This window comes from Paenibacillus mesophilus (assembly GCF_005938385.1).
Taxonomy (GTDB): Bacteria; Bacillota; Bacilli; order Paenibacillales; family NBRC-103111; genus Paenibacillus_AB; species Paenibacillus_AB mesophilus.
Genome location: NZ_VCRA01000035.1, coordinates 44,024 through 69,781 on the forward strand (window position 1 = coordinate 44,024; position 25,758 = coordinate 69,781).

Consider the following 25,758-nt stretch of genomic DNA (forward strand, 5'->3'; position numbering starts at 1 on the left):
GATGAATCGGATCATCCGCAATACCGGATTTTATTTGCTCATATTTTTAGTTACGGTCGGGATCGTACATTTCATCAGCAGCCAGAATGATACGAAGCAGACCATTACGTACACCAAATTCCGCGAGGAATTGAAAAATAACAACATCGAAGAAGTAGCGGTGAAATTTGACGGCTATACTTATTTGATTCGAGGCAAATTCAAGCAATCAAGTACAGACAAGCTGCTTTTTGAAACCCATGCTCCTTTCGATCCCCGCGTTGTCGAGCTGCTCGAGCAAAGCAACATAACCAAGGAAGTCCATGAGAAGATGGACGGAGACAACGTCTGGATTACGTTCCTGACGTCGATCATCCCGTTCGTAATCATCTTCATCCTGTTCTTCTTCCTGCTGAATCAAGCCCAGGGCGGCGGCGGCAAAGTAATGAATTTCGGCAAGAGCCGTGCACGTCTTTATAATGAAGAGAAGAAGCGGGTCACGTTCGACGATGTGGCCGGGGCCGATGAAGAGAAGCAGGAATTGGTCGAAGTCGTCGAGTTTCTGAAAGACCCCCGGAAGTTCGCCGCGCTCGGCGCGAGAATTCCGAAGGGTGTCCTTCTAGTTGGTCCTCCAGGTACGGGTAAAACGCTGTTGGCCCGAGCGGTAGCCGGGGAAGCGGGAGTTCCCTTCTTCAGCATCAGCGGTTCCGATTTCGTGGAAATGTTCGTCGGTGTCGGGGCATCCCGGGTACGCGACTTGTTCGAGAACGCCAAGAAAAATTCGCCCTGCATCATTTTCATCGACGAGATCGATGCCGTAGGCCGCCAACGCGGAGCCGGCTTGGGCGGCGGTCACGACGAGCGCGAGCAAACGCTCAACCAGCTGCTTGTCGAGATGGACGGTTTCGGAGCGAACGAAGGCATTATCATCATCGCCGCAACGAACCGCGCCGACATTTTGGACCCTGCCTTGCTGCGTCCAGGCCGTTTCGACCGTCAAATTACGGTAGACCGTCCGGACGTCAAAGGCCGCGAAGCGGTACTGAAAGTCCATTCGCGCAACAAACCTTTAAACAAAGACGTCAAGCTCGATTCGCTGGCGCGTTACACGACCGGCTTCAGCGGCGCCGATTTGGAGAACCTGCTGAACGAAGCCGCCTTGATCGCGGCCCGGCGCAATCGCAAAGATATTTCCATGGATGAAGTCGAGGAAGCGTTCGACCGCGTTATCGTCGGGGTACAGAAGAAAAGCCGTGTCGTCAGCGACCGCGAGAAGAAGACGATTGCGTTCCACGAAGCCGGACACGCGATTATCGGCTACTACGAACGTCATGCGGATGTCGTGCATAAAGTTACGATTATTCCGCGCGGACGTGCGGGAGGCTACGTGCTCAGCATTCCGAAGGAAGGCGAAGACCGTTTGCTTGCGACCAAATCCGAGCTGTTGGACCGCATTACCGGTCTGCTCGGCGGACGCGTCGCCGAGGAAATGTTTATCGGAGAAATCGGTACCGGCGCCTATGACGACTTTAAGAAAGCCACCTCGATGGCGCGCAGCATGATCGTCGAATACGGCATGAGCGAGAAGCTCGGCCCGATGCAGTTCGGCAATTCCCAAGGCCAAGTGTTCCTCGGGCGCGACATCGGTCACGATCAAAATTACAGCGACGCGATCGCTTACGAGATCGACAAAGAGATGCAGCAAATCATTCGCTCCTGCTACGAGCGGGCGAAGGAAATATTGCAAACTCACAGCGACAAGGTACATTTGGTGGCAAACGCTTTGCTCGAACGCGAAACGCTCGACAAAGACCAAATTATCGAATTGCTCGAGAAAGGCTCGATCGTCGGGACAGGCAGTGACGAAGCGGGTCCGCTCGGCAAGGAAGATGAGCCGAAGGTTAATATTCATACTCAGACCAACGGCTTGGAAGCCAACAAGCTCGATTTCGATAAAGATAAGAAGGATGACAAGAAGGAAGAATGATTGCATAGCCCCCCAAAAGCTGTCTCTCTTAGAGGAGACGGCTTTTTTTGTCCGCTCGTCGGCTGCTCCATCTATGACTTTAGAAAAAATTCACAATTTAAACCGATTTCAACGTTTGACGTATAGAGGCATCTGCCGTTACGATTAGATCGTTAATATGCTTATTAACAATGTAAACGATGATAGGAGAGAATGACATGGGCAACGGGGAGTTCGACCGCTTCCGTTCGGAATTGACGGAGAGGATGGCGCGGCTTTTCGAAGAGAGCGGATCAAGCCCGTTGGTCGGACGCATTTATGCGCTGTTGATTTGTTCTCCCGAGCCGGTCAGCTTGCAGGAAATTGCCGAGCGGCTCGGTGTGACCAAAGCGGCGGTAAGTATTCAAGTGCGAACGCTCGAAAGTTTAGGACATTGTCTGAAACTTGCCAGGGGGAAGGACCGTAAAGATTATTACTGCATTCCCGAGGAGCATCTGCAAATCACGATGCGTATGGTGATGGAACGTATGACCGCCGAGATGAACTGGGTTGAAGATACGCTTCGCAAATTGCCGGACCCACTAGTATTGCAGGAGAGCGAGAAGGCGTCGTTCCAGGTGCTGCAGCAGCGGTATTCGGAGCTGGCGGTATTTTACCGTGTCGTGTTCAGAAGGCTGGAAGGGGTAGAGGAAGAAATGAATCGGTTGATCTCGGACATGAGAGGGAGGAACACGGAGAACGAATCGTAACGAATACCGGCAAGAAACCGGTCTTAGGTCTAGGTCAAGATACAGCCACAGCCCATGTTGCGGCAAGCCGTTGTTTTTTACAATTATCAATGGGATACATAGCAGCGAGAAAGGGTAGCAACAAACAGAAAAGCTTGATGTAAGATCGTATGGGAGGGATGAAACCGAATGAATCGCTTGACCGATTTTTCCATGAAAAACATAGCAGCGGTAATCATTTTAATTTTGCTGCTGTCCATCGGGGGGGCCTATGCTGCCGGACAATTGAAAGTGGAGAGCATGCCGGATATTTCGTTTCCGGTCGTTATCGTAAACACCCAGTATATGGCTCCGCCCAAAGACGTGCTCGATCAAGTGACGAAGCCGCTGGAGAAAGCAATAGCCGGCGCCAAAGGACTCAAAAATTTGACCTCGACCTCGAGCGACAACTTCTCGCAAATTGTAGTCGAGCTGAACCAAGGCATTAAAGTCGACGACGCGAAAAAAGACGTGGAAAGCCTGATCGCTAACGTGAAGCTGCCGCAAAGCTCGGAGAAGCCGCGCGTCATGACGTTCGGCTTCGCCTCTGAACCGGTATACTACATGTCCGTATACGGTGAGAACGGGATGAACCAAACCGAGCTCGACAAGCTGTACAAGGACATCCTTCTTCCTGGCTTTAATGGGATCAGCGGCATCGACCATGTCGATTCCATCGGCAATCAGGAAGCGCAGATGGCCATTCGTCTGGATGCCAACGCGCTGAATCAATACAAACTTTCTCCTTCGCAAGTTTCCGGTCTGATCAAAGCGGCCTTATTGTCCAGTCCGGCCGGATCCGTAGATTTCGAAGGACGTACTCAAATGGTGCGAGTGAAAGGCCAAATCGATACGGTTTACAACCTGGATAACTTACCGCTCTCCACTCCGTCAGGCGGAACGATTCTACTCAAGCAAATCGCCAAAGTCGAATCGATTACGGAATCTCCGTTCATGGCGAGACTCGACGGCAAGCCCGCCATCGGGATTCACCTCTATAAAACGAAAGATGCCAACGCGGTCGAGTTCGGCGACGCTGCCGACAAGTTGATCGCAGGATGGGAAAAAACGCTGCCTAACGTTAAATTCCACTCCATATACAACGCTGCGGTTGATATTAAGCATTCGATCGACGGCATGGTTCGCGAAGGCGGATTGGGAGCCATCCTCGCTTCGCTTATGATTTTGCTCTTCCTTAGAAACATTCGCATGACGATTATCGTTTTAGTCTCGATTCCGCTTTCGATCCTCGTTACGCTGTTATTTATGTCGGGACTCGATATTTCGCTCAACATCATGACATTGGGCGGGATGGCGATCGCCGTAGGACGGGTCGTCGACGACAGTATCGTTGTTATTGAAAATATTTATAGCCAGCTGCAGAAAGCCCATGAACGAAACGAATCGGTGATCAAGCTGGCGACTCAGCAAGTATCGGCCGCCATCACATCCTCGACGATTACGACAGTAGGCGTTTTCGCCCCGATCGCATTTGTAGGCGGGGTAGTCGGTGAGGTGTTCCGTCCGTTCGCGCTGACGCTGGCCTGCGCTCTCCTATCTTCTCTGATCGTGGCATTGACCGTCATTCCGATGCTTGCCAAGCTGATGGTCATGAAGCAGAAGAGCATTCAGGCTCACGACGAAACGAAGGTCGGAAAGTTCATGAAATCGTACAAAGGCGTGCTCGTCTGGTCGCTCAACAATCGGATCAAAACGATGCTCTTCGCCGCTCTGCTGTTTGTTATGTCTTTTGTCCTTATCGTTCCCCAGCTCGCTATGGGCTTTATGCCGGAAAGCGAATCGGATCGCCAGATGATGTTCCAGATCCAGATGCCTCGCGAAACGTCGATGGAAACGATGAACGCGAAAATGAACCAAATCGAAGAAATGATGAGAAACGAGAAAGATACGGCCGGCGAATCGAAATTTACGTACATCGAATCGTTGGTAGGATACGATTTCGGTACGGAACGGGTTCCTTACAAAGCTTCGATCTTTACGGAGGTCAGCCTCAACACGAATGCGAAGGACGCGCTGCAATATTATAAGGAAACGATATTGAAAGATATGCCCAAAGGCTCCAAGGTCGATGGTCAGCTGCTGTCGTTCGCGGGAGGCGGAGGCGGCGGAACCGACTTCTCGTACTCGCTCAAGGGCGACGATTTGTTAAGTCTCGAGCACGCAGCAGGTTTGATCAAGGAGAAGATGCAGACATTCCCGGAGCTGCGCGAAATCAAAGACACACTTGGCGAGAAGAAGATGGAGGTCGAAGTAACCGTCGATGCCGACAAAGCCCGCGTGTACGGCTTGAGCTCGGCCCAAGTGATGGATGCCGTCCATACGTGGACCCGAAAGGAAGAACTCGGCGATCTCAAGTTCGACAATGTAACGTACGAGACGAAGCTGGAGCTTGACCGCAGCTACAAAGATTCGCTCAGCGATATCGGTAATATTCCGCTTACTACTCCCTTCGGAACGACGGTTAACTTGAAAGACATCGCGAAAGTTCGGGAAATCGATGCTTCGGTATCGATCAGCCGGGAGAAGCAAATGCAAGTCGTAAAGGTTACTGCCAAAATCGACAGCGCTGATAAAGGCGGAGTAAGTGCCAAAGTTTCCGCCGAGCTTAACACCTTGGAGCTTCCTACCGGCGTTAGCCGGGAAGTATCGGGCGTATCCGACGATATTGCCGAGAGCTTCAGCCAAATGTTCGTAGCGATGGCCGCTTCCATTTTCATCGTGTACCTCATTATGGTTCTCGCCTTTGGCAATGCCAGAGCACCGCTCGCCATTCTGTTCTCCTTGCCGCTTGCGGCGATCGGCGGTCTACTCGGCTTGCTCGTTACGAACGAATCACTCAACATGACCTCGTTGATCGGGTTCCTGATGTTGATCGGGATTGTCGTAACGAACGCTATCGTATTGATCGACCGCGTGCAGCAGCTTCGCGAGCAGAATTATTCGGTGCGCGACGCTTTACTCGAAGCGGGTGTAACGCGGCTGAGACCCATTGTAATGACGGCGGGCGCGACTGTTTTCGCACTCATGCCGCTCGCGCTCGGAATGTCCAAAGGAACGATCATTTCCAAAGGTCTTGCCGTCGTCGTTATCGGCGGACTGACTACATCGACCGTACTTACGCTTGTTGTCGTACCGATCATTTACGAGCTGCTCTTTGCACGCCGCACGAAAACGAAAAACAAAAAGGCGGATATCGCCTCCCCGGACCCGTTGTCCGCGTAATATGAACTTGATCAAAGGAGCATAGGCGAAAATGAGACAAAAAAGAAATAAAACGAAATCGTTTCGAGGCGGCGCGAAAATCGCGGCAGCACTCGTCCTAACCGTCGCGGTCGCGGCGGGCTGCACGGCGGGGGGCAAACAAGCGGCGGCACCGACAACAGCCCAAGAACAAACGATCAAGTCAGTTAAAGTGCAAAAAGTGTCCAAACAAAAAATCGGCGAGCCGTTGGAGCAAGTCGCCGACGCCGTAGCGGCCACCCAGCTCGACGTAATTGCGAAAGCGGGCGGGGAAGTCAGACAAATATTGGTCAAGCGGGGAGACCGCGTGGCCGCGGGCGATGTGATCATCAAGCTGGACCCGACCGACATGCAGATCCAGAGAGAAAAGGCCGCGCTCCAGCTGCAGAGCAGCCAGCAAGCACTGGTGAAAGCCAAGAAAGATTTGGCCGACGGCAAGACGGAGATGGCCAACAGCGTCAAGAAGATGGAGCAGGCGCTTCTGGACGTGACCAAGACATACAACAAAGCGAAGAACGATTACGATCAAGGACTTATTACGAAACAGCAATTGGACCAAACCGAGACGATGTGGAAAAACCAGACGATGGATCTGGACCTGCTCAAGCAGAAGCAGAAGACGCTGGAGACATCCGACACGTTGTCCGCCTTGGAAACGCAGGTTCAATCGGCATCGCTTTCGATGAAAGAGCTGGAACGCAGCATTGCCAATCTGGAAGTTAAGGCTCCGGTAGCCGGCGTGGTAACCGAGCTTCCGCTCGTGGTCGGCATGACGATTCAGCCGGGAATGAAGGTCGGTCATCTGCAGCAGCTCGATCCGATCCGGATTAAAGCGCAGCTTACGGAGAGCTCGGCCAAGCTTGTACGCGGCAAGCAGGAGCTCGTCTATTACGTGCCGGGAAGTACGGAAAGACCGAAAGCGAAAATAAACTATTTGTCGGATTCGATGGATGCGCAAACGAAGTCTTATGAGCTGGAGCTCGAGGTCGCAAATCCGACCGGGGCCCTTAAGCCGGGCATGAAAGTTCAGGTGCAGCTGACGTATGAGCAGGAGCAAGTCGTCATTACCGTTCCGACGTTAAGCGTCGTGCGCGAAAGCGGGGATTCCTTCGTGTTCGTTCTAGTCGGCGATACGGTAGAAAAGCGCAAAGTGGAGCTCGGACGTTTGAGCGAGCTGAACCAGGAAGTCATCTCCGGCGTCAAAGAAGGAGAACAGCTCGTCGTTTCCGGACAAAACCAGTTGAAGGATAAAGAAAAAGTACAGCTTGCCGAATCGAAATAGGTAGAATGAAACGGAGGAACATCTTTTGAAACCGACATGGAAGAAATCATTATCCGCTGCAGTCTTGAGCGTTTCTCTCGTCTTGACGGCTTCGCCGGCGATGCTGCTCGCTCAGGAATCGGGTGCGGTGACGCAAAGCGCGCAAGGACATTACGTGCTGACTCCGCTCGTTGGAGCGGACGTAAAAAGCGTCTACAGCGAACGTTTCCAGGAAGGCACGAGAATCGGTGCGGTTGTCAGGCTTTATAATGAAGGAAATCGCGTAGTCCGGGTACCGGATTACGATCTACGGGTGAAAACGGCGGAAGGCGTCGAATATACGCTTCGGGCAAGCGTGGCCAACGCGAAGGCGATTCAGCCGAAAGAAAAAGTCGATCTCAGCTACATGCTGACACTGGACTACATAGATGCTACGGGGCTGTCCGAATTATCGTGGGTAGAGGTTGATGAGTACGTATATCCGAAGCTGGAAACGCCCATTCTAACCGTTCCCGTGAACGGGATCGTATGGAACGGCAGCGACTCCGCCGTAACGGGAGAAGGCGCGCTCAAGCAATGGGCGGAGCCGTTCAAGCTCCCCGTCCTGTCCGATTCGCTGCAATATACGCCGGTGACGTTAATCAACGAGAAGACGCCCCAAGGGCCGGTTACGGTTATTACTCTGATTGCCGAGAATACGGGCGATCGCACCGAAACGGTTCCGGACTTCCGCATTGACGGGAAATCCGATTCGCGCTCTTACGCAGGCAAGCGTGCGGAAACGAGCGTAGAGCTGAAGCCGGGCGAGAAAAAATATATCCATTACGGTATCCTGACCGAGAACAACGCAGTATTGAACAGCTTGACCGTATTGACGCCTGAAACGTTCGTACAGCTCGGGGCGAACAATACGCCGTCCGTCGAGTCTTATACGGTAGGCCGGTTGAGCGTGGCATTGCCGCAAGCATCGACGGTCGATGTCAACGCCCTGCCCGTCTATAAGATGAAAGACCGTATCGCCTTCGACCCGCTTAACAAGCTGATCGACAAGGATACGGAAGTATCGCTCGTCGATTTGACCATGAACGAATCGGAATCGGCCGGCTACAATACGATTATCGCGAAGTTCATCGTGAAAAATAACGGAGAGCGTCCCGTACCGCTTCCGGCTTTTCAAACCGAGCTGACCAATGCGGAAGGATTCCGGTACAGCGGCACGCGCCAGACGACGTCCGTCGGGCAATTGGCGCCGAAGCTTTCCTATCTCGTCAATTATACGTACGCCGTGCCTTCGTCCGAGAAGGGCGGGGACTTGCTGATGAAGCTGCAGGACAATCAGACGATCGCGCCTTACAATATTCCGATCGCCGGCTTTAAGACGACGGTTGCCGAGAATAAGCCCACGAACGATGATACGCTCTCTTTCTATCCTTATAACGTCAAGTTGAACAGCTGGGCACTTTCGATCCAAGGCAGCGCGATGGGCCAATTTTCGTATAAGCTGAAGCTGGATACGGACATTACGACGGTAGACGACGTGATCGCCGACGTCAATTCGGCGAACATGAAGATCGAGCTGCTCGACAATTCCGGTCGGATGATTGCGACCCAGACGATGCCGTTCGCAGGAGTGAATAAATTGATCAGCGGCACGCAATACCTCGTATTCCAAAATTTGCGTACCGACCAATTCGAATGGCCGCTCACGGTCAAGCTGTACGAATCGATCCAAACGCCTGCGGGCGAAGCGAATCGGCTTATCAAAACAATGAAGCAATAAGCCGAAAACAGCAAAACAATCAAGCCACGTGTAACCCGGCCCTCCATAGCCGGGTTTTTCCACGCTACAGCGGGTTTTTCCATATTGACAGCGCAATCCCTGTTGTGTAAATTAGGTGTAAACTTACGTATAACCTTTGGCTGGCAAGTAGCGCTTCGTTCCTAAAAATACATCGGCTACGGCCGCTGGCCTTGGCTCATACTAGTGCTAAGCAAATGCGTGAACTTTTTCACGTGTTTCCACGAAGGGAAGGATTCGGATGGAAGCTCTCGCGTTGGAGCGCAAGGCTGAACAAAACCGCGAGCTGAAGGAGCGCATTGCCCAGCTCAAGAAGGAACGCAACGCTATTATTCTTGCTCACTATTACCAGCGGGATGAAATACAGGAAGTGGCGGACTTCCGGGGGGACTCGTTTTTGCTTGCGCAAAAAGCAGCGCAAACGGATGCCGATGTCATCGTATTTTGCGGCGTACATTTCATGGGGGAGAGCGCCAAAATTTTGGCGCCGAACAAAACGGTCATTATACCGGACGAACGGGCCGGATGCCCGATGGCCGACATGGTCAACGTAGAAGGATTGAAGGCGCTTAAAAGCCGTCATCCGAATGCCAAGGTCGTCACGTACATTAACTCATCGGCCGAGATTAAAGCGGAAACGGACATTTGCTGTACGTCCGCCAATGCTGTCAAAGTGATTCAGTCCGTCGATGCGGACGAGATTATTTGGGTGCCCGACAAAAATTTGGGTGACTATGTCTCCAAGTTTACCGATAAGAAAATGATTATTTGGGAAGGGTATTGCAATACTCACGACATGCTGACGGTCAAGGATGTCATGGAGATGAAGGCGCAGCATCCGAACGCCCAATTCGTCGTTCATCCGGAATGCCGTCCCGAAGTCGTGAAGCTGGGCGATTTTGTAGGGAGTACCACGGCGATTATCAAATATTGCAAAGAATCGGATTGCCAAGAGTTCATCGTCGGCACCGAAGACGGAACCGGCTTCCAGCTTCGCAAGGACAGCCCGGATAAAACTTTCCATTTCGCGACGAAGTTTCTCGTATGCCCGAACATGAAGGTGAATAACCTCAAGAAAGTCGTCAAATGTTTGGAAACGATGCAGCCGCAAATTTATGTGCCGCCTCAAGTTGCGGAAAAAGCGAGACTTTCTTTGGAACGCATGTTGCAAGTTAAGTGATTTGCGCTTGGGGCGCAAGTTTCCGTGACACGAAACTTGCGCCATGAGCGTATGCCGACTGGTCGTTGGCATACGCTACTCTCTTGTCTTGTAGGTGATCGCCATGGTGCCGCGTTATTTGATCGATTTCTCGCTGAATGAGCTGCCGCGTGTAGAAACGGATGTAATGGTCATCGGAGCGGGAATTGCAGGCTTGTTCACAACCATCAGGGCTAGCGAAGCGAATCGCGTCCTGATTATTACGAAGCCGAAGTCGTTGCTTGAGAGCAATACCCGGTATGCCCAAGGCGGAATTGCCGCCGTCATATCGGATGAGGATTCCCCGGATTACCACCTTCAGGATACGTTGAACGCGGGAGCGGGGCTGTGCGATCACGATGCCGTGGAAGTGCTCGTTCACGAAGGACCTGCCGGCGTCAAAGATTTGATCGCGATGGGCACGCAGTTCGACTTGGAGAACGGAGAACTGGCGCTAACGAAAGAAGGCGCTCACAGTCAGCGGCGCATCCTGCACGCTCACGGCGACGCGACCGGAGCGGAAATCGTCAGGGCGCTGTCCGAGAAAACGCGGCAAAACCGCAACGTTACGATTTGGGACGACCATTTCGTAATCGATTTGGTTACGGCTAACGGCGTATGCCATGGCGCGATCGTGCAGAAGCCGGACGGCCAGCGCGTATTCGTTCGGGCGAAAGCGACCGTCTTATGCTCCGGGGGTGCAGGTCAGCTTTACCGGTATACGACCAATCCCGAAATCGCGACAGGGGACGGCATCGCCATTGCCTACCGGGCGGGAGCGATCGTGCGGGACGTAGAGTTTATCCAGTTCCACCCGACATCGCTTTGTTATCCGGGTGCTCCTCGCTTCTTGATATCGGAGGCGCTTCGCGGGGAGGGAGCCGTGCTCCGGAACATCAAAGGCGAGCGGTTTATGGAGAAGTACGACCCGCAGCTGGAGTTGGCACCGCGCGACATCGTAGCCCGAGCCATCCTCGACGAGATGGAGCAGACCAAATCGACGTTCGTGTATATCGACATTACTCATGAACCGGCGGAGATGGTCAAGCACCGTTTTCCGAATATATATGAGTTTTGCCTGAATTACGGGCTCGATTTGACATCCGATTGGATTCCTGTCGCTCCGGCGGCCCACTATATGATGGGCGGAGTGAAAACGGATTTGAACGGGGAAACTTCCATTAAGCGGCTGTATGCTTGCGGTGAAGTTTCCTCTACGGGTGTACATGGGGCGAATCGGTTAGCCAGCAATTCGCTGTCGGAGGCAATCGTATTCGGCCGGCGCATTATAGAGCATATCCGTACCTTGGCTCCGCTCGAAGAAACGCCGGAAATAGAGGAACGAAGCCATCGTCCGGAGCATCCGATGCAGGCCATCGTCGAGAAACGTCTGAAGCTGCAAAAGGTGATGCTTCGTTATGTGGGGCTGAAGCGCGACGCGGTCGGACTGGAGAAAGGCTTGGACGAATTGAAGCGGCAGCTGAAAATATACGAAACGTGCTTGACGAAGAGAGAAGAATACGAGTTTGCCAATCTGTTGACGCTTGCCATGCTGACAACCGAATCCGCACTGAACCGCGAAGAAAGCCGCGGAGGGCATTACCGCGAAGATTTCCCGGAGAAGAACGACTTAGTGTGGCGGAAGCACATTCATCTGCAGCGTGAGAACGGAATAACGGAGGAGCGCATTCATGACGTTTTACGGAAATCTTGAACAATTGTCGAAGCACATCCGTCTATGGTTAGAGGAAGACATTGGCACCGGCGATGTAACGACGATGACTACCATACCTTTAGACCAACAGTCTAAAGGTATTATTCATGTTAAGGAATCGGGCGTGGCGGCGGGAATGCCGGTTGCGGAGCAGGTGTTCCGGATCGTGGACCCCACCCTTGTATTTATCGCCAAGGTACAAGACGGAGCGGCCGTAGAAAAAGGCACGGTGCTGGCCGAGGTGAGCGGAAGCACGCGCAGCATTTTGCTCGGCGAACGACTGGCGCTGAATTTGCTGCAGCGGCTGTCGGGAATTGCAACCCGGACGCGCCAGTATGTGGACGCCCTGAAGGGCTTTCCGGTTCGGCTGGTCGATACGCGCAAGACGACTCCCGGACACCGCGCGCTGGAAAAATACGCCGTACGGGTCGGCGGCGGGCACAATCATCGCTTCGGGCTGTACGACGCCGTTATGATCAAGGACAACCATATCAAGGGAGCGGGAGGCATCACGGCAGCCATCACGGCGGCACGGGCCCAAATCCCCCATACGATGAAAATCGAAGTGGAAGTCGAAGGGTTCGACCAACTGGACGAAGCGCTGGGAGCCGGAGCGGACATCATTATGCTGGACAACATGGCCCCCGACGCGATGAAGCGTGCGGTGGACATTATTAAAGGCCGCGCTCCGCATACCGTAGTCGAGGCTTCCGGCTCGGTTACGCTCGAAACGATTGAAAATATTGCGCGGTCCGGAGTAGACGTCATTTCCGTGGGCCGGCTGACTTATTCCGTACAGGCGCTCGATATCAGCCTCGATTTGAACGAGAAGAAGGTGGCCGCGCCGTGATTCTGGTAGTGGATGTAGGCAACACGAATATCGTGCTTGGCATCTACGAAGAGAAGAAGCTGCTGCATCACTGGAGACTCGCCACCAACCGCTCGGCTACCGTAGACGAATACGGCATTATGGTGCACAACCTGTTCCGCTTCGCCGACATTTCCGAAGATCGGATCGAGGGGGTCATTATTTCTTCCGTCGTCCCCCCTCTTATGTTTGTTTTGGAGAGCCTTTGCTTAAAATATGTAAAGAAAAAGCCGCTTATCGTCGGTCCCGGCATCAAAACCGGACTTAACATCCGGATCGAAAATCCCCGCGAGGTGGGAGCCGACCGTATCGTAAATGCGGTGGCCGGCATCGAGCAGTACGGATCGCCGCTCATTATCGTCGATTTCGGCACGGCCACGACGTATGACTACATAGACGACAAAGGCCAATTGCTCGGGTGCGCCATCGCGCCGGGAATAGGCATCTCGACGGAGGCGCTTTACGAGAAAGCGGCCAAGCTCCCGCGGATCGAACTGGTCCGGCCCAAGAGCACCGTCGGCCGGAATACGGTCTCGGCCATGCAGGCGGGCATTATTTTCGGATATGCCGGGCAAGTAGACGGCATCGTCCAGCGGATGCGGGAGGAATTCAGTCCGGAGGCGAGAGTGATCGCCACGGGGGGATTGGCCGAACTAATCGCCGGGGAGTCCCGCACGGTTGAGACGGTCAACCCGCTGCTGACGCTGCAAGGATTGCAACTCATTTACGAAAGAAACCGTTAAGTCGAAAGGAATAAAACGATGCAAGATTATTTGATACGCGCTACCGCATTCGACGGACGCCTTCGCGCCTTCGCCGCCAATACGACGGGAATTGTGGAAGAAATGCGGCGCAGACACGGGACGACTCCCGTTGCAACGGCGGCTCTTGGCCGTACGGCTACCGCAGGCGTCATGATGGGCGCCATGCTGAAAGGCGAGGAGCGCCTTACGATCCAGGTCAAGGGCGACGGGTCGATCGGACAGATCGTGGTCGATGCCAATGCGAAGGGCGAAGTAAGGGGCTATGTCGACAATCCCCGTGTCGATTTGCCTCTGAATGAACGCGGGAAGCTGGACGTTGCCGGAGCCGTAGGCGAAGGGTATTTGTACGTCATCAAGGATTTGGGACTCAAGGAGCCTTACCGCGGAAGCATTCCGATCGTTTCCGGGGAGCTGGGAGAAGATTTCACTTACTATTTCGCCAAATCGGAGCAGACTCCGTCGGCTGTAGCGCTTGGCGTTCTGGTTGCAACCGATTATTCGGTTCAAACGTCCGGAGGTTTTATTTTGCAGCTGCTGCCCGGAATGGACGATGAAGAAATCGCCGCGATCGAGGAGAAGCTCGGCAACCTCCCGCCGATCACGACTCTTCTGGCAGATGGAGCCGACCTGGAGCATATTTTGAAGGGGCTTGTCGAATCGGTTGAAGTGCTGGAGCGGTCGGACATCCGGTTTCAATGCAAATGCTCCCAAGAACGGGTCGAACAAACGTTGATCAGCCTCGGACGCGACGAAATCGAGCAAATATTGCGCGAGGACGGCAAGGCCGAAGTCGTCTGTCATTTCTGCAACGAGGTATACGAATATAACGGCGAACAGCTCCATAATCTGGTGGAGAGACTTACAAACGGGTAAAATAGAGAAGAGATCGAACACGGGGAGATTTTCGGATGCGGAGCGTTAAATTGCTGTGGGGAGCCACTTCCTTGCTGTTGGCGGCCGTTCTCGTTTTGACCGTTTTGCTTGTCCGCAGTGAGGGAAAGCTGGCCAAAACGAACGAGCCCGTTCCCGACCCGGCGGAGCCGGGAGACCGACAAGCTCAAGCAGTGGCGGTAATCGGCGGCCGATCGATTACGTATGAGCAGCTGCAGCAGCGCCTTGCAGACAAGTATGGAGCGGAACTGCTGAATGTACTGCTGGATCGGGAAGCGATTCGGCAGGAGGCCGAGGAATTGAAGATTACGGTAAGCCGCGATGAGATGGATGTGGAACTGAAACGGATGCAGGAAGGATACGAGAGCGAGGAGCGTTTCTACAAGTCGATGAAGGAGCAGCTCGGCCTCTCCAAATCGGAGCTTAGCGAGGACGTCTACTACAAATTGCTGCTCGAACGTATCGCGATACGAGGAATACAAGTGTCGGAAGCCGAAGTCGCCGCCTATATCAAAGAGCATCCCGAAGAATTCAAGAGCTATGTCCAGTTTCATCTGTTCAAAATCGAAGTGAAAACAAAGGAAGAAGCGGCCCAAGTGATCAAAGATTTGCAGAACGGAGCGGTCTTTTCCTCTTTGGCCCAGAAGCTGTCGATCGACGCGGCAAGCGCCAAAAAAGGCGGGGATCTGGGTTGGGTCGAGGAGAGAGATCCGTTTCTTCCGCCGTCTATCATGGAAGCGGCCCGAAGCATGAAGCAAGACGAGATCAGCAAGCCTATTCAGCTGAAGGCAAGCTTTGCCGTCATTCAGTTGAAGGAAAAGAAAGAAATAAAGAAAACGGTGGACGAACAGAAGAAAGCTTTCATTCGCAAAGAATTGGCGCTGCAAAGGGCGGTTCCGCTCAAGGAACTGGTGAAATCGATGCGGGAAAAGCGCCATGCCGAAATATTGGACCCGGAGCTTCGTTAAAGAGCCGAAAGTCGCAATTTTTTGTTGACAACCTTTAGCCGGGTTGATAAGATGATAGTAATAAAGCCGACAAAACTACTCGGAATAATAATGAATGATCATACGGGAGGGTAACAGTATGGCAAAATTGGTGCAAAGCATTACTCAATTGATCGGTGATACGCCGCTTGTCCGCTTGAACCGCGTCGTGCCGGAAGACAGCGCGGAAATATACGTCAAGCTCGAATACCAGAATCCGGGCGCAAGCGTCAAAGACCGGATCGCCCTGAGCATGATCGAAACGGCGGAGCGCGAAGGCAAGCTGAAGGCGGGCGACACGATTATCGAGCCGACGAGCGGCAACACCGGAATCGGACTCGCGATGGTAGCGGCAGCCAAAGGCTACAAAGCGATTCTCGTTATGCCGGAGACGATGAGCATCGAGCGGCGCAACCTGCTTCGCGCATACGGAGCGCAGCTCATCTTGACGCCAGGGCCCGAAGGCATGAAGGGCGCGATCAAACGGGCCGAGGAGCTGGCTGCCGAGAACCCGAACTATTTCATCCCGCAGCAATTCAAAAACCAGGCGAACGTGAAGGTGCATATCGAGACGACCGGCCCGGAAATCGTGGAAGCGATCAAGTCCCACGACGGACAGCTGGATGCGTTCATTTCGGGAATCGGCACGGGCGGTACGATTACGGGAGCGGGCAAAGTGCTTCGCGAAAATTTCCCGGACATCAAAATATTCGCCGTTGAGCCTTCCGCGTCCCCCGTATTGTCCGGCGGCGCGCCAGGTCCTCATAAAATTCAAGGTATCGGAGCAGGCTTCGTACCGGAAATATTGAATACAGACATTTACAATGAAGTCATTACGGTGGACAACGAAGCAGCATTCGAGACGTCCCGCCGCGTGGCGAAGGAAGAAGGCATTCTCGGAGGCATCTCCTCCGGTGCGGCCATCTTCGCGGCTTTGAAAGTAGCCAAGCAGCTCGGCAAAGGCAAGCGCGTAGTAGCCGTTATCCCGAGCAACGGCGAACGTTACTTGAGCACACCGCTTTATCAATTCGACGAGTAAGGAACTGCTGCGTACTAAGCGTTCCTGTACCGCTGCAACTTACCCTTTTGGGCAAGGATTAAGCGCCTCTACATGTACAAATAAATACGTAGCAGCTCTTAATCGTTTCTGACTGCCAGCCCCTCCTCGGAGGGGCTGGAGCTATTAACGGCAATTGCGAGGGCTCCTATAAAAGTAGTCGGAATAAACGATTGGGGCTATCAGGGGGAGTTTTGACGTGGGTCTAACTACGCTTGAGCAATGGAAACGATGGGCGGTCGATTACGAAAACCTCCCTTTTATTCGCAAATATACAGAGGTGCCCGGCATCCCGGCTTCTTGGGAGCCGTTTTGGAACGGCACGGGCAAGCCCTCGTTCGTTTTGGAGAGCGGGAAGAGCGGGCGGTATACGTATTTTGGGGCCGATCCGGCCGGGGTCATTACGGGTAAAGGCGCGCAGGCGACAATTGTGGAGTATGAGGACACAGGGTCCGTATGGAAGGGTGCTGTGAGGAGCGAGCGGCAAGTAACGGGATCTCCGTTGCAAATCGTGAAGTCGTGGATGCACCCGTACCGGTCTCCCGTTGTTGAAGGCGTACCTCCTTTTGCAGGGGGATGCGTCGGTTATTGGTCGTATGATGTGGCTCGTTCGATCGAACGGCTCCCCTTGTGCGCCGAGGACGATTTGCTGCTGCCCGACTATGATTTTATGATGATGCGGCGCGTATTTGCTTACGACATGCAAGAGCGGGTGCTCTACTGCGCCGTGCACCGATTTGTTCCTTTCGGAGAAAGGGACGCTGCATGGCCTGAGCGGTTGGACGAGCTATACAAGGAGGCGGAGCAAGAAACGCAGCGTATGGCCGACTGGTGGAAGGAAGCCGTTAACGCGGCTGCATCGGATAAACGTTCGGAACAAAGAGCCCGCGCGTTCGACTCCATTTCCCGGGAAGAAGCGCTCGCGGTCGATGTGGAGGCTATCCCGGGAATTCGGATCGATTTCTCCAAAGAGCGATATATGGAAGCGGTTCGACAAATTCAGCGCTACATCGCGCAGGGCGATGTGTTTCAGGTGAACTTGTCCGTCAGGCAAAACCGGGAGCTTGAGCGCGAGCCGGAGCAGATTTACGAGTGGTTGCGTCTGCTCAACCCGTCTCCGTATATGGGGCTGCTTCGTTTTCCGGACTATACGATCGTCTCGGGCTCTCCGGAGCTGTTGGTCAAATCCGTCGGCGGCGTTGTCGAAACGCGTCCGATTGCGGGTACGCGTCCGCGGGGAAGCGACGAGCAGGAAGACCAGAGGCTGGCCGAGGAGCTGCTGTCGAATGAGAAGGAGCGGGCGGAGCATATTATGCTCGTCGACCTGCTGCGCAACGACCTCGGACGCGTGTCCCGGTACGGGACCGTCAAAGTAACCGATCTGATGGTCGTCGAACGATACTCCCACGTCATGCATATCGTCTCCCATGTCCAGGGCAAACTGGCGGAAGACAAAGATGCGTTCGATCTCATTGCGGCGGCTTTCCCCGGCGGGACGATCACGGGCGCACCGAAAATACGCACGATGGAGATTATCGAGGAGCTCGAGCCGGTACGCCGGGGTCCCTATACCGGATCGATCGGATGGATTGACTATAACGGCAATATGGAATTAAATATAGTTATACGGACGCTGGTCGTCCGCGGCGGAATCGGGTACGTGCAATCGGGAGCCGGAATCGTCATCGACTCGGACCCGGAGAAAGAATTTGTGGAGTCGCTGAACAAGGCAAAAGCGTTATGGAAGGCGATCCTATATAGCGAGAACGCGAGGAGCTGAGCCGAGATGATACTCGTCATCGACAATTACGATTCGTTTACTTATAATTTGGTGCAATATTTGGGGGAAATCGGGCAGGAGGTCGTCGTCCACCGCAACGACCAAATCGATCTGGACGGGATCGAGTCTCTGAAGCCGGACCATATTCTCATTTCGCCGGGCCCATGCACGCCGAACGAAGCGGGAATTAGCCTGGCGCTGATCGACCGTTTCAAAGGACAAATTCCGATTTTGGGCGTTTGTCTGGGACACCAGTCGATCGGACAAGTATTCGGCGGCGAAGTCATTCGCGCCGAGAAGCTGATGCACGGGAAAACGTCGGAAATTTACCATGACGGCAAAACGATCTTTGAAGGGATTCCTTCGCCTTATACGGCAACCCGGTACCACTCGCTGATCGTCCGCCGCGAAACGCTTCCGGATTGTCTGGAAATCAGCGCGGAGACGAAGGACGGCGAAATTATGGGGCTCCGCCATAAGGAGTATCCGATTGAAGGCGTGCAATTTCACCCCGAATCGATCATTACGGACCACGGACTGAAGCTGCTGCGCAATTTCGTGGCGATTACCGCGGCGAGCGGAGTCCGTAAATGAAGATCGCGGTAAACGGGCGCATCTGCGACGATCAGGAAGCCGTGGTTTCCGTATATGATCACGGCTTCTTGTACGGAATAGGATTGTTCGAGACGTTTCGCACTTACCGCGGACGTCCGTTTTTGTTGGAGCCGCATATGGGAAGACTATCAAGGAGCTGTACGGAGCTTGGTATCCGGTACATACCGAATGCGCCCGAGACGGAATCGCTGATCGCCCGGCTTTTGTCAGCCAACGGCTTGCCGGATGCGTATGTTCGGTTTTCCGTATCCGCCGGGGTGGACCTGTTGGGATTGCCGACAGCCGACTACGAGAAGCCGAACGTAATCGTATATGTCAAGCCGCTGCCGCCCAGAGACGAAAGAACGTATACGCAAGGGAAGCCGATTCAACTGCTCGAGCTGCGGCGCAACAGTCCGGAAGGCTCGGTCCGGTATAAGTCGTTTCACTACATGAACAACATATTGGCCAAGCGGGAAATGCGTCGGTACGAATGGGCTGCCGGCGCCGAAGGTATTTTTTTGGACGGATTCGGTCATGTGGCGGAAGGGATTGTAAGCAATCTGTTCTGGGTCAAAGACGAAGTGGTATATACGCCGTCGCTTGTAACCGGCATCCTCCCCGGCATTACGCGGGAATACGTGATCGGTTTGGCTGAACGAAGTGGATTCGACGTTCGGGAAGGGCTTTACGAATGGTCGGCGGTAATGGAAGCCGATGAAGCGTTTATAACGAATTCGGTACAGGAAATCGTTCCTGTCAATCGGGGATATGACACTAACGGAGAAGCGCGGATAATCGGCGGCGGGCTGCCCGGGGACTTGACCCGTAATTTGATGAAAGCCTACGGAGTAGCGGCTTGGGAGTGAGCGGTCGAAAGGAAGGGGAGCATCGTTATGGAGCGCGATAAATTTGGCGGCGGGGATGCGGAGCGGCCGTTTGCCCGGCCGTCATCGACTTATTTTCAACACAGAATGCTGAAATGCCGCAATCTGGAGCTGACGATCGGGGAGCGTACTTTAATAATGGGCATCCTGAACGTCACTCCGGATTCGTTTTCAGACGGGGGGCAATACGTCTCGGTCGAGAAGGCGGTCGAACGGTCGTTTGCCATGGTCGAAGAAGGAGCCGATATGATCGATGTCGGCGGGGAATCGACCCGCCCCGGCTTTACGAAGGTTACCGTGCAAGAGGAACTGGACCGGGTTGTTCCGGTAATACGGGCGCTGGTTGAAGCTGGGCTGCCGGTGCCGATTTCGATCGATACGTACAAGGCCGAAGTGGCGAAGGGCGCTCTGGAAGCCGGGGCTCACATCGTGAACGATATATGGGGCTTTAAAGAAAATGACGAAATTGCGAACGTAGCTGCCGCCTACGATTGTCCCGTCATTTTAATGCACAATCGCCGGTCTGCCGATTATGGTCAGTATATGACGGAAGTGCTCGAAGATTTGCGGGAAAGCGTCGAAATCGCTCGAGGGGCCGGGATAGGCGACGATCGGATTATACTCGACCCCGGAATCGGCTTCGGCAAAACGTATGAGCACAACTTGCTGCTTATGAACCGGCTCCATCAGGTGGCCGCCCTCGGATTCCCAGTGCTGCTCGGCACGTCTCGTAAGAGCATGATCCGCAACACGCTTGGCGTTACCCCGGAGGATGCCCTGGAAGGCACGGCCGCTACGGTCGCGCTCGGGATCGCTCAAGGATGCGCGATTATGCGCGTGCACGATGTGAAAGCGATGAAGCGGGTGGCTGCGATGACGGACGCGATGATTCGCGTCTAATCCCGGCAAGCGGAACTTTCCAGGAACGGAGCTGACGAAATTGGATAAAATGCATTTATCGCGCATGCAGTTTTACGGCTATCACGGCGTATTCCCCGAGGAAAATAAGCTGGGACAGCGGTTCTGCGTCGATATCGTGCTATCCCTCGATTTGTCCGTGGCGGGGCGCACGGACGATTTGGATAAAACCGTAAATTATGCCGAAGTATATGAACGTGTCAAACAAATCGTGGAAGGCCGTACGTATCGCCTGATCGAGGCGCTGGCCGAAAACATTGCATCGGATGTGCTGCATCAGTATACTAGTGTAAATGACGTCACGGTGCGGGTGATCAAGCCGAATCCGCCCTTTGACATCCATTTTGACGGAGTTACCGTCGAGATTAACAGAAAGCGGGCATCGACATGACGTTACCGGACGACCGGCACGAAGCCGTCCCGGAACCGGCCGGTACGGAGCAATGGAAAGAATCGTTTATCGGAATCGGATCCAACTTGGGGCAAAGGGAATCCTACTTGCGTGAGGCGGTTCGCGAGCTGGGACTCCATCAACTTGTCGAGGTTGTCCGAGTGTCGGATATATACGAAACCGAACCGGTCGGGTATGCGGATCAAGGCCGATTTTTGAACATGGTGGCCGTCGTTCGTACGCAGCTTCCGCCGGCTTCGCTGCACAAGCATATGAAGAATATCGAAGACCGGCTCGGCCGCGTTCGCACCATCCGCAACGGGCCGCGTACGGTCGATCTGGATTTGCTGCTTATGGACGAAACCGCACTGGATACCCCGGAACTTATTATTCCGCATCCTCGTATGTGGGAACGGGCTTTCGTGCTGATCCCTCTGCTCGACACAGCCGCGGAGCGGCCGAAGCTCCTTGCAACGATAGCCGAACATCTGGACAGTCTTGATGGAAAGGAAGGCGTTACCCGTTGGAGCAATTTCAATTGGCGCAGCGTATCCGAGCGTTCCGGAAGCTGAAAGGATATACGCAAGACGAGCTTGCCAAAAGACTCGGCGTATCGATCGCCGTGCTCGGGTCAGTCGAGAGAGGAACCCGCAAGGCGGACGTTAAAATGTTGAATAAAATCGCCGAGGCGCTCGGAATCAATCCGGACGAATTGGCGGACATATCTTCGGAGTCGAAAGGAAGTGAATAATATCATGCTCAAAATCGGAGATGTATCCGCACCCAATCAAGTTGTGCTGGCGCCGATGGCGGGAGTGTGCAATCCGGCGTTCCGGCTGATCGCCAAGGAGTTTGGCTGCGGACTCGTCTGCGCCGAGATGGTGAGCGACAAAGCGATCCTGCATGGCAACAGCCGGACGATGGATATGCTGTTCGTGGACGAACGGGAGAAGCCGCTCAGCCTGCAAATTTTCGGGGGCGATACGGAAACGCTGGTCGGAGCGGCCAAATATGTGGACGAGCATACGAATGCCGACATTATCGACATCAACATGGGCTGTCCCGTTCCGAAAATAACGAAATGCGATGCCGGCGCCCGCTGGCTGCTGGATCCGGGCAAGATCGAGAAAATGGTTACCGAGGTGGTTCGTTCGGTCAGCAAGCCGGTCACGGTAAAAATGCGCATCGGCTGGGACGATGAGCACGTTTATGCGGTCCAGAACGCCAAGGCGGTGGAGAACGGGGGAGGCTCGGCCGTCAGCGTGCACGGCCGTACCCGCGTGCAAATGTATACCGGCAAGGCTAACTGGGATATTATTAAAGAAGTTAAACAATCGGTATCCATTCCGGTTATCGGCAACGGCGACGTATTCACGCCGGAGGATGCGAAGAGAATGCTGGATCATACCGGCGTGGACGGCGTCATGATCGGGCGGGCCGCTCTCGGCAATCCTTGGATGCTGTATCGGACGATCAACTACTTGACCACCGGAGAGCTGCTTCCGGAGCCGGATGCGGCCGAGAAAATCCGCATCGCGATTTTGCATCTCGACCGGTTGGTCGCGCTTAAGGGCGAGCATGTCGCTGTGAAGGAAATGCGCAAGCATATGGCTTGGTATTTGAAAGGGCTGCAAGGCTCCGCCCGGGTGAAGGATGTCATCATGGAACAATCCCGGAGAGACGACATGGTCGCCACGTTGTACGAGTTTATCGCGGGTTTGGACGATTCGGGCGGAAATGCGGAGCAAAAGGCTGTCCTTACCCATTAAAAGCGCTTTATTGAGGGCTGTTGGCGGACTTTGCCTGTCATTGACATTTTTGGCGGGTTGAAATATAATCAAGCAATAGTGTTCGCCTTGAACCGTTGAAAAGACTGGAAAAAGTCATCTTGACCCAACCCCGCTAATATATTTAACTTTGTGAATTCATACCGAAAAATCGTTCGATTTCCAGGTAGAAAATCTTCACACGACGGGAGATTTGCAATATGAACGAAAAAGAAGTCATCCTGACTCAGGAAGGTCTCAAGAAGCTTGAAGAAGAGCTTGAGCACCTGAAGTCGGTCAAACGCCGCGAGGTAGCCGAAAGAATCAAGGTAGCGATCGGCTATGGGGATATTAGTGAGAACTCCGAGTACGAGGATGCCAAGAACGAACAGGCCTTCATCGAAGGCCGCATCATTACGCTGGAGAAGATGCTGCGCAACGCGCGTATCATCAACAACGACGAAGTCGATACGGATACCGTCAATGTCGGTTCGATCGTCACGGTCGAAGATCTCGAGTTCGGCGAAACCGTAGAATATTCCATTGTAGGCACGGCGGAATCGGACCCGTTCCAGAACAAAATTTCGAACGAAAGCCCGGTCGGCAAAGCGTTGATCGGCAAGAAGAAAGATGCGGTCGTCGATGTTCAGGTTCCCGCCGGCGTCATTCAATATAAAATCATCGATATTAAGAAGTAATCGAAACGGGTTGTTTCGAAATTCGAAATCCGCGCATTGCCTTCGAAAAAGCTTCCATTGGAGGCTTTTTTGTTTAACGCACATGCGCTACACGTTTAGGAGATGAGTCAATTGAGCCAAGAAGTGGAATTGAACGAAAACGAACTGCTGGCCATACGGCGCAACAAATTGGACGAGCTTCGCGGACTCGGCATCGATCCGTTCGGCCGTAAATTCGACCGGACCCATCATGCCAAGCAAGTACTGGAAGCGTATGACGCCTTGTCTACGGAAGAGCTCGATGAGCAAAACCACGAGGTTTCTTTGGCGGGCCGCATTATGCAGAAGCGGGGGATGGGCAAAGCGTCATTTGCCCATATTCAGGATATTACGGGTAAAATCCAGATCTACGTCCGTGAAGACAAGCTGGGATCGGACATGTATCAAGCTTTCAGCATTTTGGATATCGGAGATATGGTAGGCGTCAAAGGGACCGTCTTTAAGACGAAGACAGGCGAGACGTCCGTTAAAGTGCATTCACTTGAAGTGCTGGCGAAATCGCTCTATCCGCTGCCGGATAAATTCCACGGCTTGAAGGATGTCGAGATGCGTTACCGCCAGCGCTATGTCGATTTGATCGTCAACCCGGAAGTTCAGCAGACGTTTATCGCCCGTTCCCGGATCATCCAATCGATGCGGCGGTACTTGGATGCGCTCGGCTATTTGGAAGTGGAGACGCCGACCATGCATGCCATCGCCGGCGGAGCGACGGCGAGACCGTTCATAACCCACCATAATGCGCTCGACATGCAGCTGTACATGCGGATTGCGATTGAGCTTCACCTGAAGCGGCTCATTGTCGGCGGCATGGAGAAAGTGTATGAGATCGGCCGCGTGTACCGGAACGAAGGGGTATCGACTCGCCACAATCCGGAATTTACGATGATCGAACTGTACGAGGCGTATGCCGACTATCAGGACATTATGCGGTTGACCGAGAATTTGATCGCGCACATTTCCACCGAAATATTGGGAAGCACGGAAATTCGTTACCAAGATAAAGAAGTAAGCCTTGCAACGCCATGGCGCCGCGTTTCGATGGTGGATGCGATCAAGGAGACGGTCGGCGTCGACTTCAAGCAGCAGATGAGCGATGAAGAAGCGCACCGATTGGCGAAGGAGCACCGGGTTCCGGTAGAGCCGAATATGACGTTCGGCCATATCGTGAATGCCTTCTTCGAGCATTTCGTAGAGTCGACCTTGATTCAGCCTACGTTTATTTACGGCCATCCGGTGGCAATTTCGCCATTGGCTAAGAAGAACGAAGAGGATCAGCGGTTCACGGATCGGTTCGAGCTGTTCATCGTAGGCCGCGAGCATGCCAATGCTTTCACCGAATTGAACGATCCGATCGACCAGCGCGAACGTTTCGAAGCCCAGTTGATCGAGAAGGAGCAGGGGAACGATGAGGCGCACGAGATGGATGAAGATTTCATCCGGGCGTTGGAGTACGGCATGCCGCCGACAGGCGGACTTGGCATCGGGATCGACCGGCTAGTCATGCTGCTTACCGACTCTCCTTCGATTCGCGACGTCCTGCTGTTCCCGAGTATGAGAGAACGCAGCGTCGAATGAGATAATGTTTGGTAAAGTAAGAGATGTTTGGAACCCTTATTCGATGCGAATGACCCGGAATCGGGTAGTTTGGCTGATAATAAGAGGATCCGGCGTCTCTTCTCTTTTTGACCGGGACGATTGCCACCGGATAATAGTCATATCGGCAAACCCTCGATTAGAAGCTTTTCTTAATTTTTTATAAAAAAGACTTGCAATCCGATTGCCGGATGTGGTATCTTATAAAAGTCGCCGCTCGGACCCCTCGCAAGAAGGGAATGGCGCAGCGGCAAGCAGGACAAGCATTTTGCTCCTTGAAAACTGAACAACGAGCGTGCAAGTGAGGCTTCGCAAGAAGCCAAACAAGTCGAATTTTCGGTTGTGCAAACTCCGAAGTATTCGACACAAGTCAGTACGAATTGAGCAATCAGCTCATCTAATAAGCAACACCTTATTGGAGAGTTTGATCCTGGCTCAGGACGAACGCTGGCGGTGTGCCTAATACATGCAAGTCGAGCGAGGCCTTCGGGCCTAGCGGCGGACGGGTGAGTAACACGTAGGCAACCTGCCTGTAAGCTTGGGATAACTATCGGAAACGATAGCTAATACCGAATAAGTGGA

General features: G+C 53.6%; 22 protein-coding genes and 1 rRNA gene. All 23 read left to right on the forward strand.

The genetic code is table 11. The features are described 5' to 3' along the window. The first annotated feature begins 1 nt into the window (after nucleotide 1). On the forward strand, nucleotides 2–1,966 hold the full coding sequence (gene ftsH / locus FE783_RS32855) for an ATP-dependent zinc metalloprotease FtsH (protein WP_138883633.1): 1,965 nt from the start codon (nucleotides 2–4) through the stop codon (nucleotides 1,964–1,966). A gap of 197 nt (nucleotides 1,967–2,163) precedes the next feature. Beyond that, complete coding sequence (locus FE783_RS32860; protein WP_158302170.1) at nucleotides 2,164–2,694, forward strand: GbsR/MarR family transcriptional regulator; 531 nt, start codon at nucleotides 2,164–2,166, stop codon at nucleotides 2,692–2,694. Between the two features lie 168 nt (nucleotides 2,695–2,862). Next, nucleotides 2,863–5,955 carry an efflux RND transporter permease subunit gene (locus FE783_RS32865; RefSeq protein ID WP_138883635.1) on the forward strand — a complete coding sequence of 1,031 codons (3,093 nt, stop codon included), beginning with the start codon at nucleotides 2,863–2,865 and terminating at the stop codon, nucleotides 5,953–5,955. Nucleotides 5,956–5,986: 31 nt separating this feature from the next. Next, nucleotides 5,987–7,255, forward strand: a complete 1,269-nt coding sequence (locus tag FE783_RS32870) for an efflux RND transporter periplasmic adaptor subunit (protein ID WP_138883636.1) — start codon at nucleotides 5,987–5,989, stop codon at nucleotides 7,253–7,255. Between the two features lie 25 nt (nucleotides 7,256–7,280). Continuing rightward, the gene (locus FE783_RS32875; protein WP_138883637.1) at nucleotides 7,281–9,014 is read left to right on the forward strand and encodes a hypothetical protein; all 1,734 of its coding nucleotides are present in this window, start codon (nucleotides 7,281–7,283) and stop codon (nucleotides 9,012–9,014) included. Between the two features lie 259 nt (nucleotides 9,015–9,273). Further along, nucleotides 9,274–10,212 carry a quinolinate synthase NadA gene (gene nadA / locus FE783_RS32880; RefSeq protein WP_138883638.1) on the forward strand — a complete coding sequence of 313 codons (939 nt, stop codon included), beginning with the start codon at nucleotides 9,274–9,276 and terminating at the stop codon, nucleotides 10,210–10,212. A gap of 103 nt (nucleotides 10,213–10,315) precedes the next feature. Further along, entirely contained in the window at nucleotides 10,316–11,944 is a 1,629-nt protein-coding gene (nadB, locus tag FE783_RS32885; protein ID WP_138883639.1) for an L-aspartate oxidase, read from the forward strand. Next, nucleotides 11,922–12,794, forward strand: coding sequence for a carboxylating nicotinate-nucleotide diphosphorylase (gene nadC, locus FE783_RS32890; RefSeq protein WP_138883640.1), 873 nt, complete (start codon nucleotides 11,922–11,924; stop codon nucleotides 12,792–12,794). The genes nadB and nadC overlap by 23 nt, the downstream gene beginning before the upstream one ends. Continuing rightward, nucleotides 12,791–13,555 carry a type III pantothenate kinase gene (locus FE783_RS32895; RefSeq protein WP_138883641.1) on the forward strand — a complete coding sequence of 255 codons (765 nt, stop codon included), beginning with the start codon at nucleotides 12,791–12,793 and terminating at the stop codon, nucleotides 13,553–13,555. The genes nadC and FE783_RS32895 overlap by 4 nt, the downstream gene beginning before the upstream one ends. Before the next feature lie 18 nt (nucleotides 13,556–13,573). Next, a complete protein-coding gene (gene hslO, locus FE783_RS32900; RefSeq protein WP_138883642.1) occupies nucleotides 13,574–14,449 on the forward strand; it encodes an Hsp33 family molecular chaperone HslO in 876 nt (291 codons plus the stop codon). A gap of 35 nt (nucleotides 14,450–14,484) precedes the next feature. Further along, entirely contained in the window at nucleotides 14,485–15,435 is a 951-nt protein-coding gene (locus tag FE783_RS32905; protein ID WP_138883643.1) for a peptidylprolyl isomerase, read from the forward strand. Between the two features lie 118 nt (nucleotides 15,436–15,553). Further along, the gene (gene cysK, locus FE783_RS32910) at nucleotides 15,554–16,492 is read left to right on the forward strand and encodes a cysteine synthase A (protein WP_138883644.1); all 939 of its coding nucleotides are present in this window, start codon (nucleotides 15,554–15,556) and stop codon (nucleotides 16,490–16,492) included. Nucleotides 16,493–16,709: 217 nt separating this feature from the next. Then, nucleotides 16,710–18,290 (forward strand): anthranilate synthase component I family protein, encoded by a 1,581-nt coding sequence (locus tag FE783_RS32915; RefSeq protein ID WP_138883645.1) that lies wholly within the window; start codon nucleotides 16,710–16,712, stop codon nucleotides 18,288–18,290. A 6-nt stretch (nucleotides 18,291–18,296) separates the two neighbouring features. After that, the gene (pabA, locus tag FE783_RS32920) at nucleotides 18,297–18,884 is read left to right on the forward strand and encodes an aminodeoxychorismate/anthranilate synthase component II (RefSeq protein WP_138883646.1); all 588 of its coding nucleotides are present in this window, start codon (nucleotides 18,297–18,299) and stop codon (nucleotides 18,882–18,884) included. Beyond that, complete coding sequence (gene pabC / locus FE783_RS32925; RefSeq protein WP_138883647.1) at nucleotides 18,881–19,753, forward strand: aminodeoxychorismate lyase; 873 nt, start codon at nucleotides 18,881–18,883, stop codon at nucleotides 19,751–19,753. Before pabA ends, pabC begins: the two co-directional genes overlap by 4 nt. Nucleotides 19,754–19,858: 105 nt before the next feature. Further along, entirely contained in the window at nucleotides 19,859–20,671 is an 813-nt protein-coding gene (gene folP / locus FE783_RS32930) for a dihydropteroate synthase (RefSeq protein WP_138883656.1), read from the forward strand. 40 nt (nucleotides 20,672–20,711) lie between these two features. Continuing rightward, complete coding sequence (gene folB, locus FE783_RS32935; protein ID WP_138883648.1) at nucleotides 20,712–21,080, forward strand: dihydroneopterin aldolase; 369 nt, start codon at nucleotides 20,712–20,714, stop codon at nucleotides 21,078–21,080. Then, the gene (folK, locus tag FE783_RS32940) at nucleotides 21,077–21,652 is read left to right on the forward strand and encodes a 2-amino-4-hydroxy-6-hydroxymethyldihydropteridine diphosphokinase (protein ID WP_138883649.1); all 576 of its coding nucleotides are present in this window, start codon (nucleotides 21,077–21,079) and stop codon (nucleotides 21,650–21,652) included. The genes folB and folK overlap by 4 nt, the downstream gene beginning before the upstream one ends. Then, nucleotides 21,604–21,831, forward strand: a complete 228-nt coding sequence (locus tag FE783_RS32945) for a helix-turn-helix domain-containing protein (RefSeq protein ID WP_138883650.1) — start codon at nucleotides 21,604–21,606, stop codon at nucleotides 21,829–21,831. Before folK ends, FE783_RS32945 begins: the two co-directional genes overlap by 49 nt. A gap of 4 nt (nucleotides 21,832–21,835) precedes the next feature. Next, the gene (dusB, locus tag FE783_RS32950) at nucleotides 21,836–22,849 is read left to right on the forward strand and encodes a tRNA dihydrouridine synthase DusB (protein WP_138883651.1); all 1,014 of its coding nucleotides are present in this window, start codon (nucleotides 21,836–21,838) and stop codon (nucleotides 22,847–22,849) included. Between the two features lie 218 nt (nucleotides 22,850–23,067). Beyond that, nucleotides 23,068–23,544 (forward strand): transcription elongation factor GreA, encoded by a 477-nt coding sequence (gene greA, locus FE783_RS32955; RefSeq protein WP_138883652.1) that lies wholly within the window; start codon nucleotides 23,068–23,070, stop codon nucleotides 23,542–23,544. Between the two features lie 111 nt (nucleotides 23,545–23,655). Further along, nucleotides 23,656–25,158 (forward strand): lysine--tRNA ligase, encoded by a 1,503-nt coding sequence (lysS, locus tag FE783_RS32960; RefSeq protein ID WP_420799791.1) that lies wholly within the window; start codon nucleotides 23,656–23,658, stop codon nucleotides 25,156–25,158. A gap of 430 nt (nucleotides 25,159–25,588) precedes the next feature. Continuing rightward, a 16S ribosomal RNA gene (locus tag FE783_RS32965) occupies nucleotides 25,589–25,758 on the forward strand; the annotation flags it as partial.

What these genes read in the sequence shown, in the direction of transcription:
- nadC (WP_138883640.1), top strand. Translation starts at nt 11,922, where the DNA reads ATGACGTTTTACGGAAATCTTGAACAATTGTCGAAGCACATCCGTCTA.
- FE783_RS32860 (WP_158302170.1), top strand. Translation starts at nt 2,164, where the DNA reads ATGGGCAACGGGGAGTTCGACCGCTTCCGTTCGGAATTGACGGAGAGG.
- pabC (WP_138883647.1), top strand. Translation starts at nt 18,881, where the DNA reads ATGAAGATCGCGGTAAACGGGCGCATCTGCGACGATCAGGAAGCCGTG.
- pabA (WP_138883646.1), top strand. Translation starts at nt 18,297, where the DNA reads ATGATACTCGTCATCGACAATTACGATTCGTTTACTTATAATTTGGTG.
- ftsH (WP_138883633.1), top strand. Translation starts at nt 2, where the DNA reads ATGAATCGGATCATCCGCAATACCGGATTTTATTTGCTCATATTTTTA.
- folP (WP_138883656.1), top strand. Translation starts at nt 19,859, where the DNA reads ATGCTGAAATGCCGCAATCTGGAGCTGACGATCGGGGAGCGTACTTTA.
- folK (WP_138883649.1), top strand. Translation starts at nt 21,077, where the DNA reads ATGACGTTACCGGACGACCGGCACGAAGCCGTCCCGGAACCGGCCGGT.
- greA (WP_138883652.1), top strand. Translation starts at nt 23,068, where the DNA reads ATGAACGAAAAAGAAGTCATCCTGACTCAGGAAGGTCTCAAGAAGCTT.
- nadA (WP_138883638.1), top strand. Translation starts at nt 9,274, where the DNA reads ATGGAAGCTCTCGCGTTGGAGCGCAAGGCTGAACAAAACCGCGAGCTG.
- FE783_RS32870 (WP_138883636.1), top strand. Translation starts at nt 5,987, where the DNA reads ATGAGACAAAAAAGAAATAAAACGAAATCGTTTCGAGGCGGCGCGAAA.
- dusB (WP_138883651.1), top strand. Translation starts at nt 21,836, where the DNA reads ATGCTCAAAATCGGAGATGTATCCGCACCCAATCAAGTTGTGCTGGCG.
- nadB (WP_138883639.1), top strand. Translation starts at nt 10,316, where the DNA reads ATGGTGCCGCGTTATTTGATCGATTTCTCGCTGAATGAGCTGCCGCGT.
- FE783_RS32905 (WP_138883643.1), top strand. Translation starts at nt 14,485, where the DNA reads ATGCGGAGCGTTAAATTGCTGTGGGGAGCCACTTCCTTGCTGTTGGCG.
- FE783_RS32865 (WP_138883635.1), top strand. Translation starts at nt 2,863, where the DNA reads ATGAATCGCTTGACCGATTTTTCCATGAAAAACATAGCAGCGGTAATC.
- hslO (WP_138883642.1), top strand. Translation starts at nt 13,574, where the DNA reads ATGCAAGATTATTTGATACGCGCTACCGCATTCGACGGACGCCTTCGC.
- cysK (WP_138883644.1), top strand. Translation starts at nt 15,554, where the DNA reads ATGGCAAAATTGGTGCAAAGCATTACTCAATTGATCGGTGATACGCCG.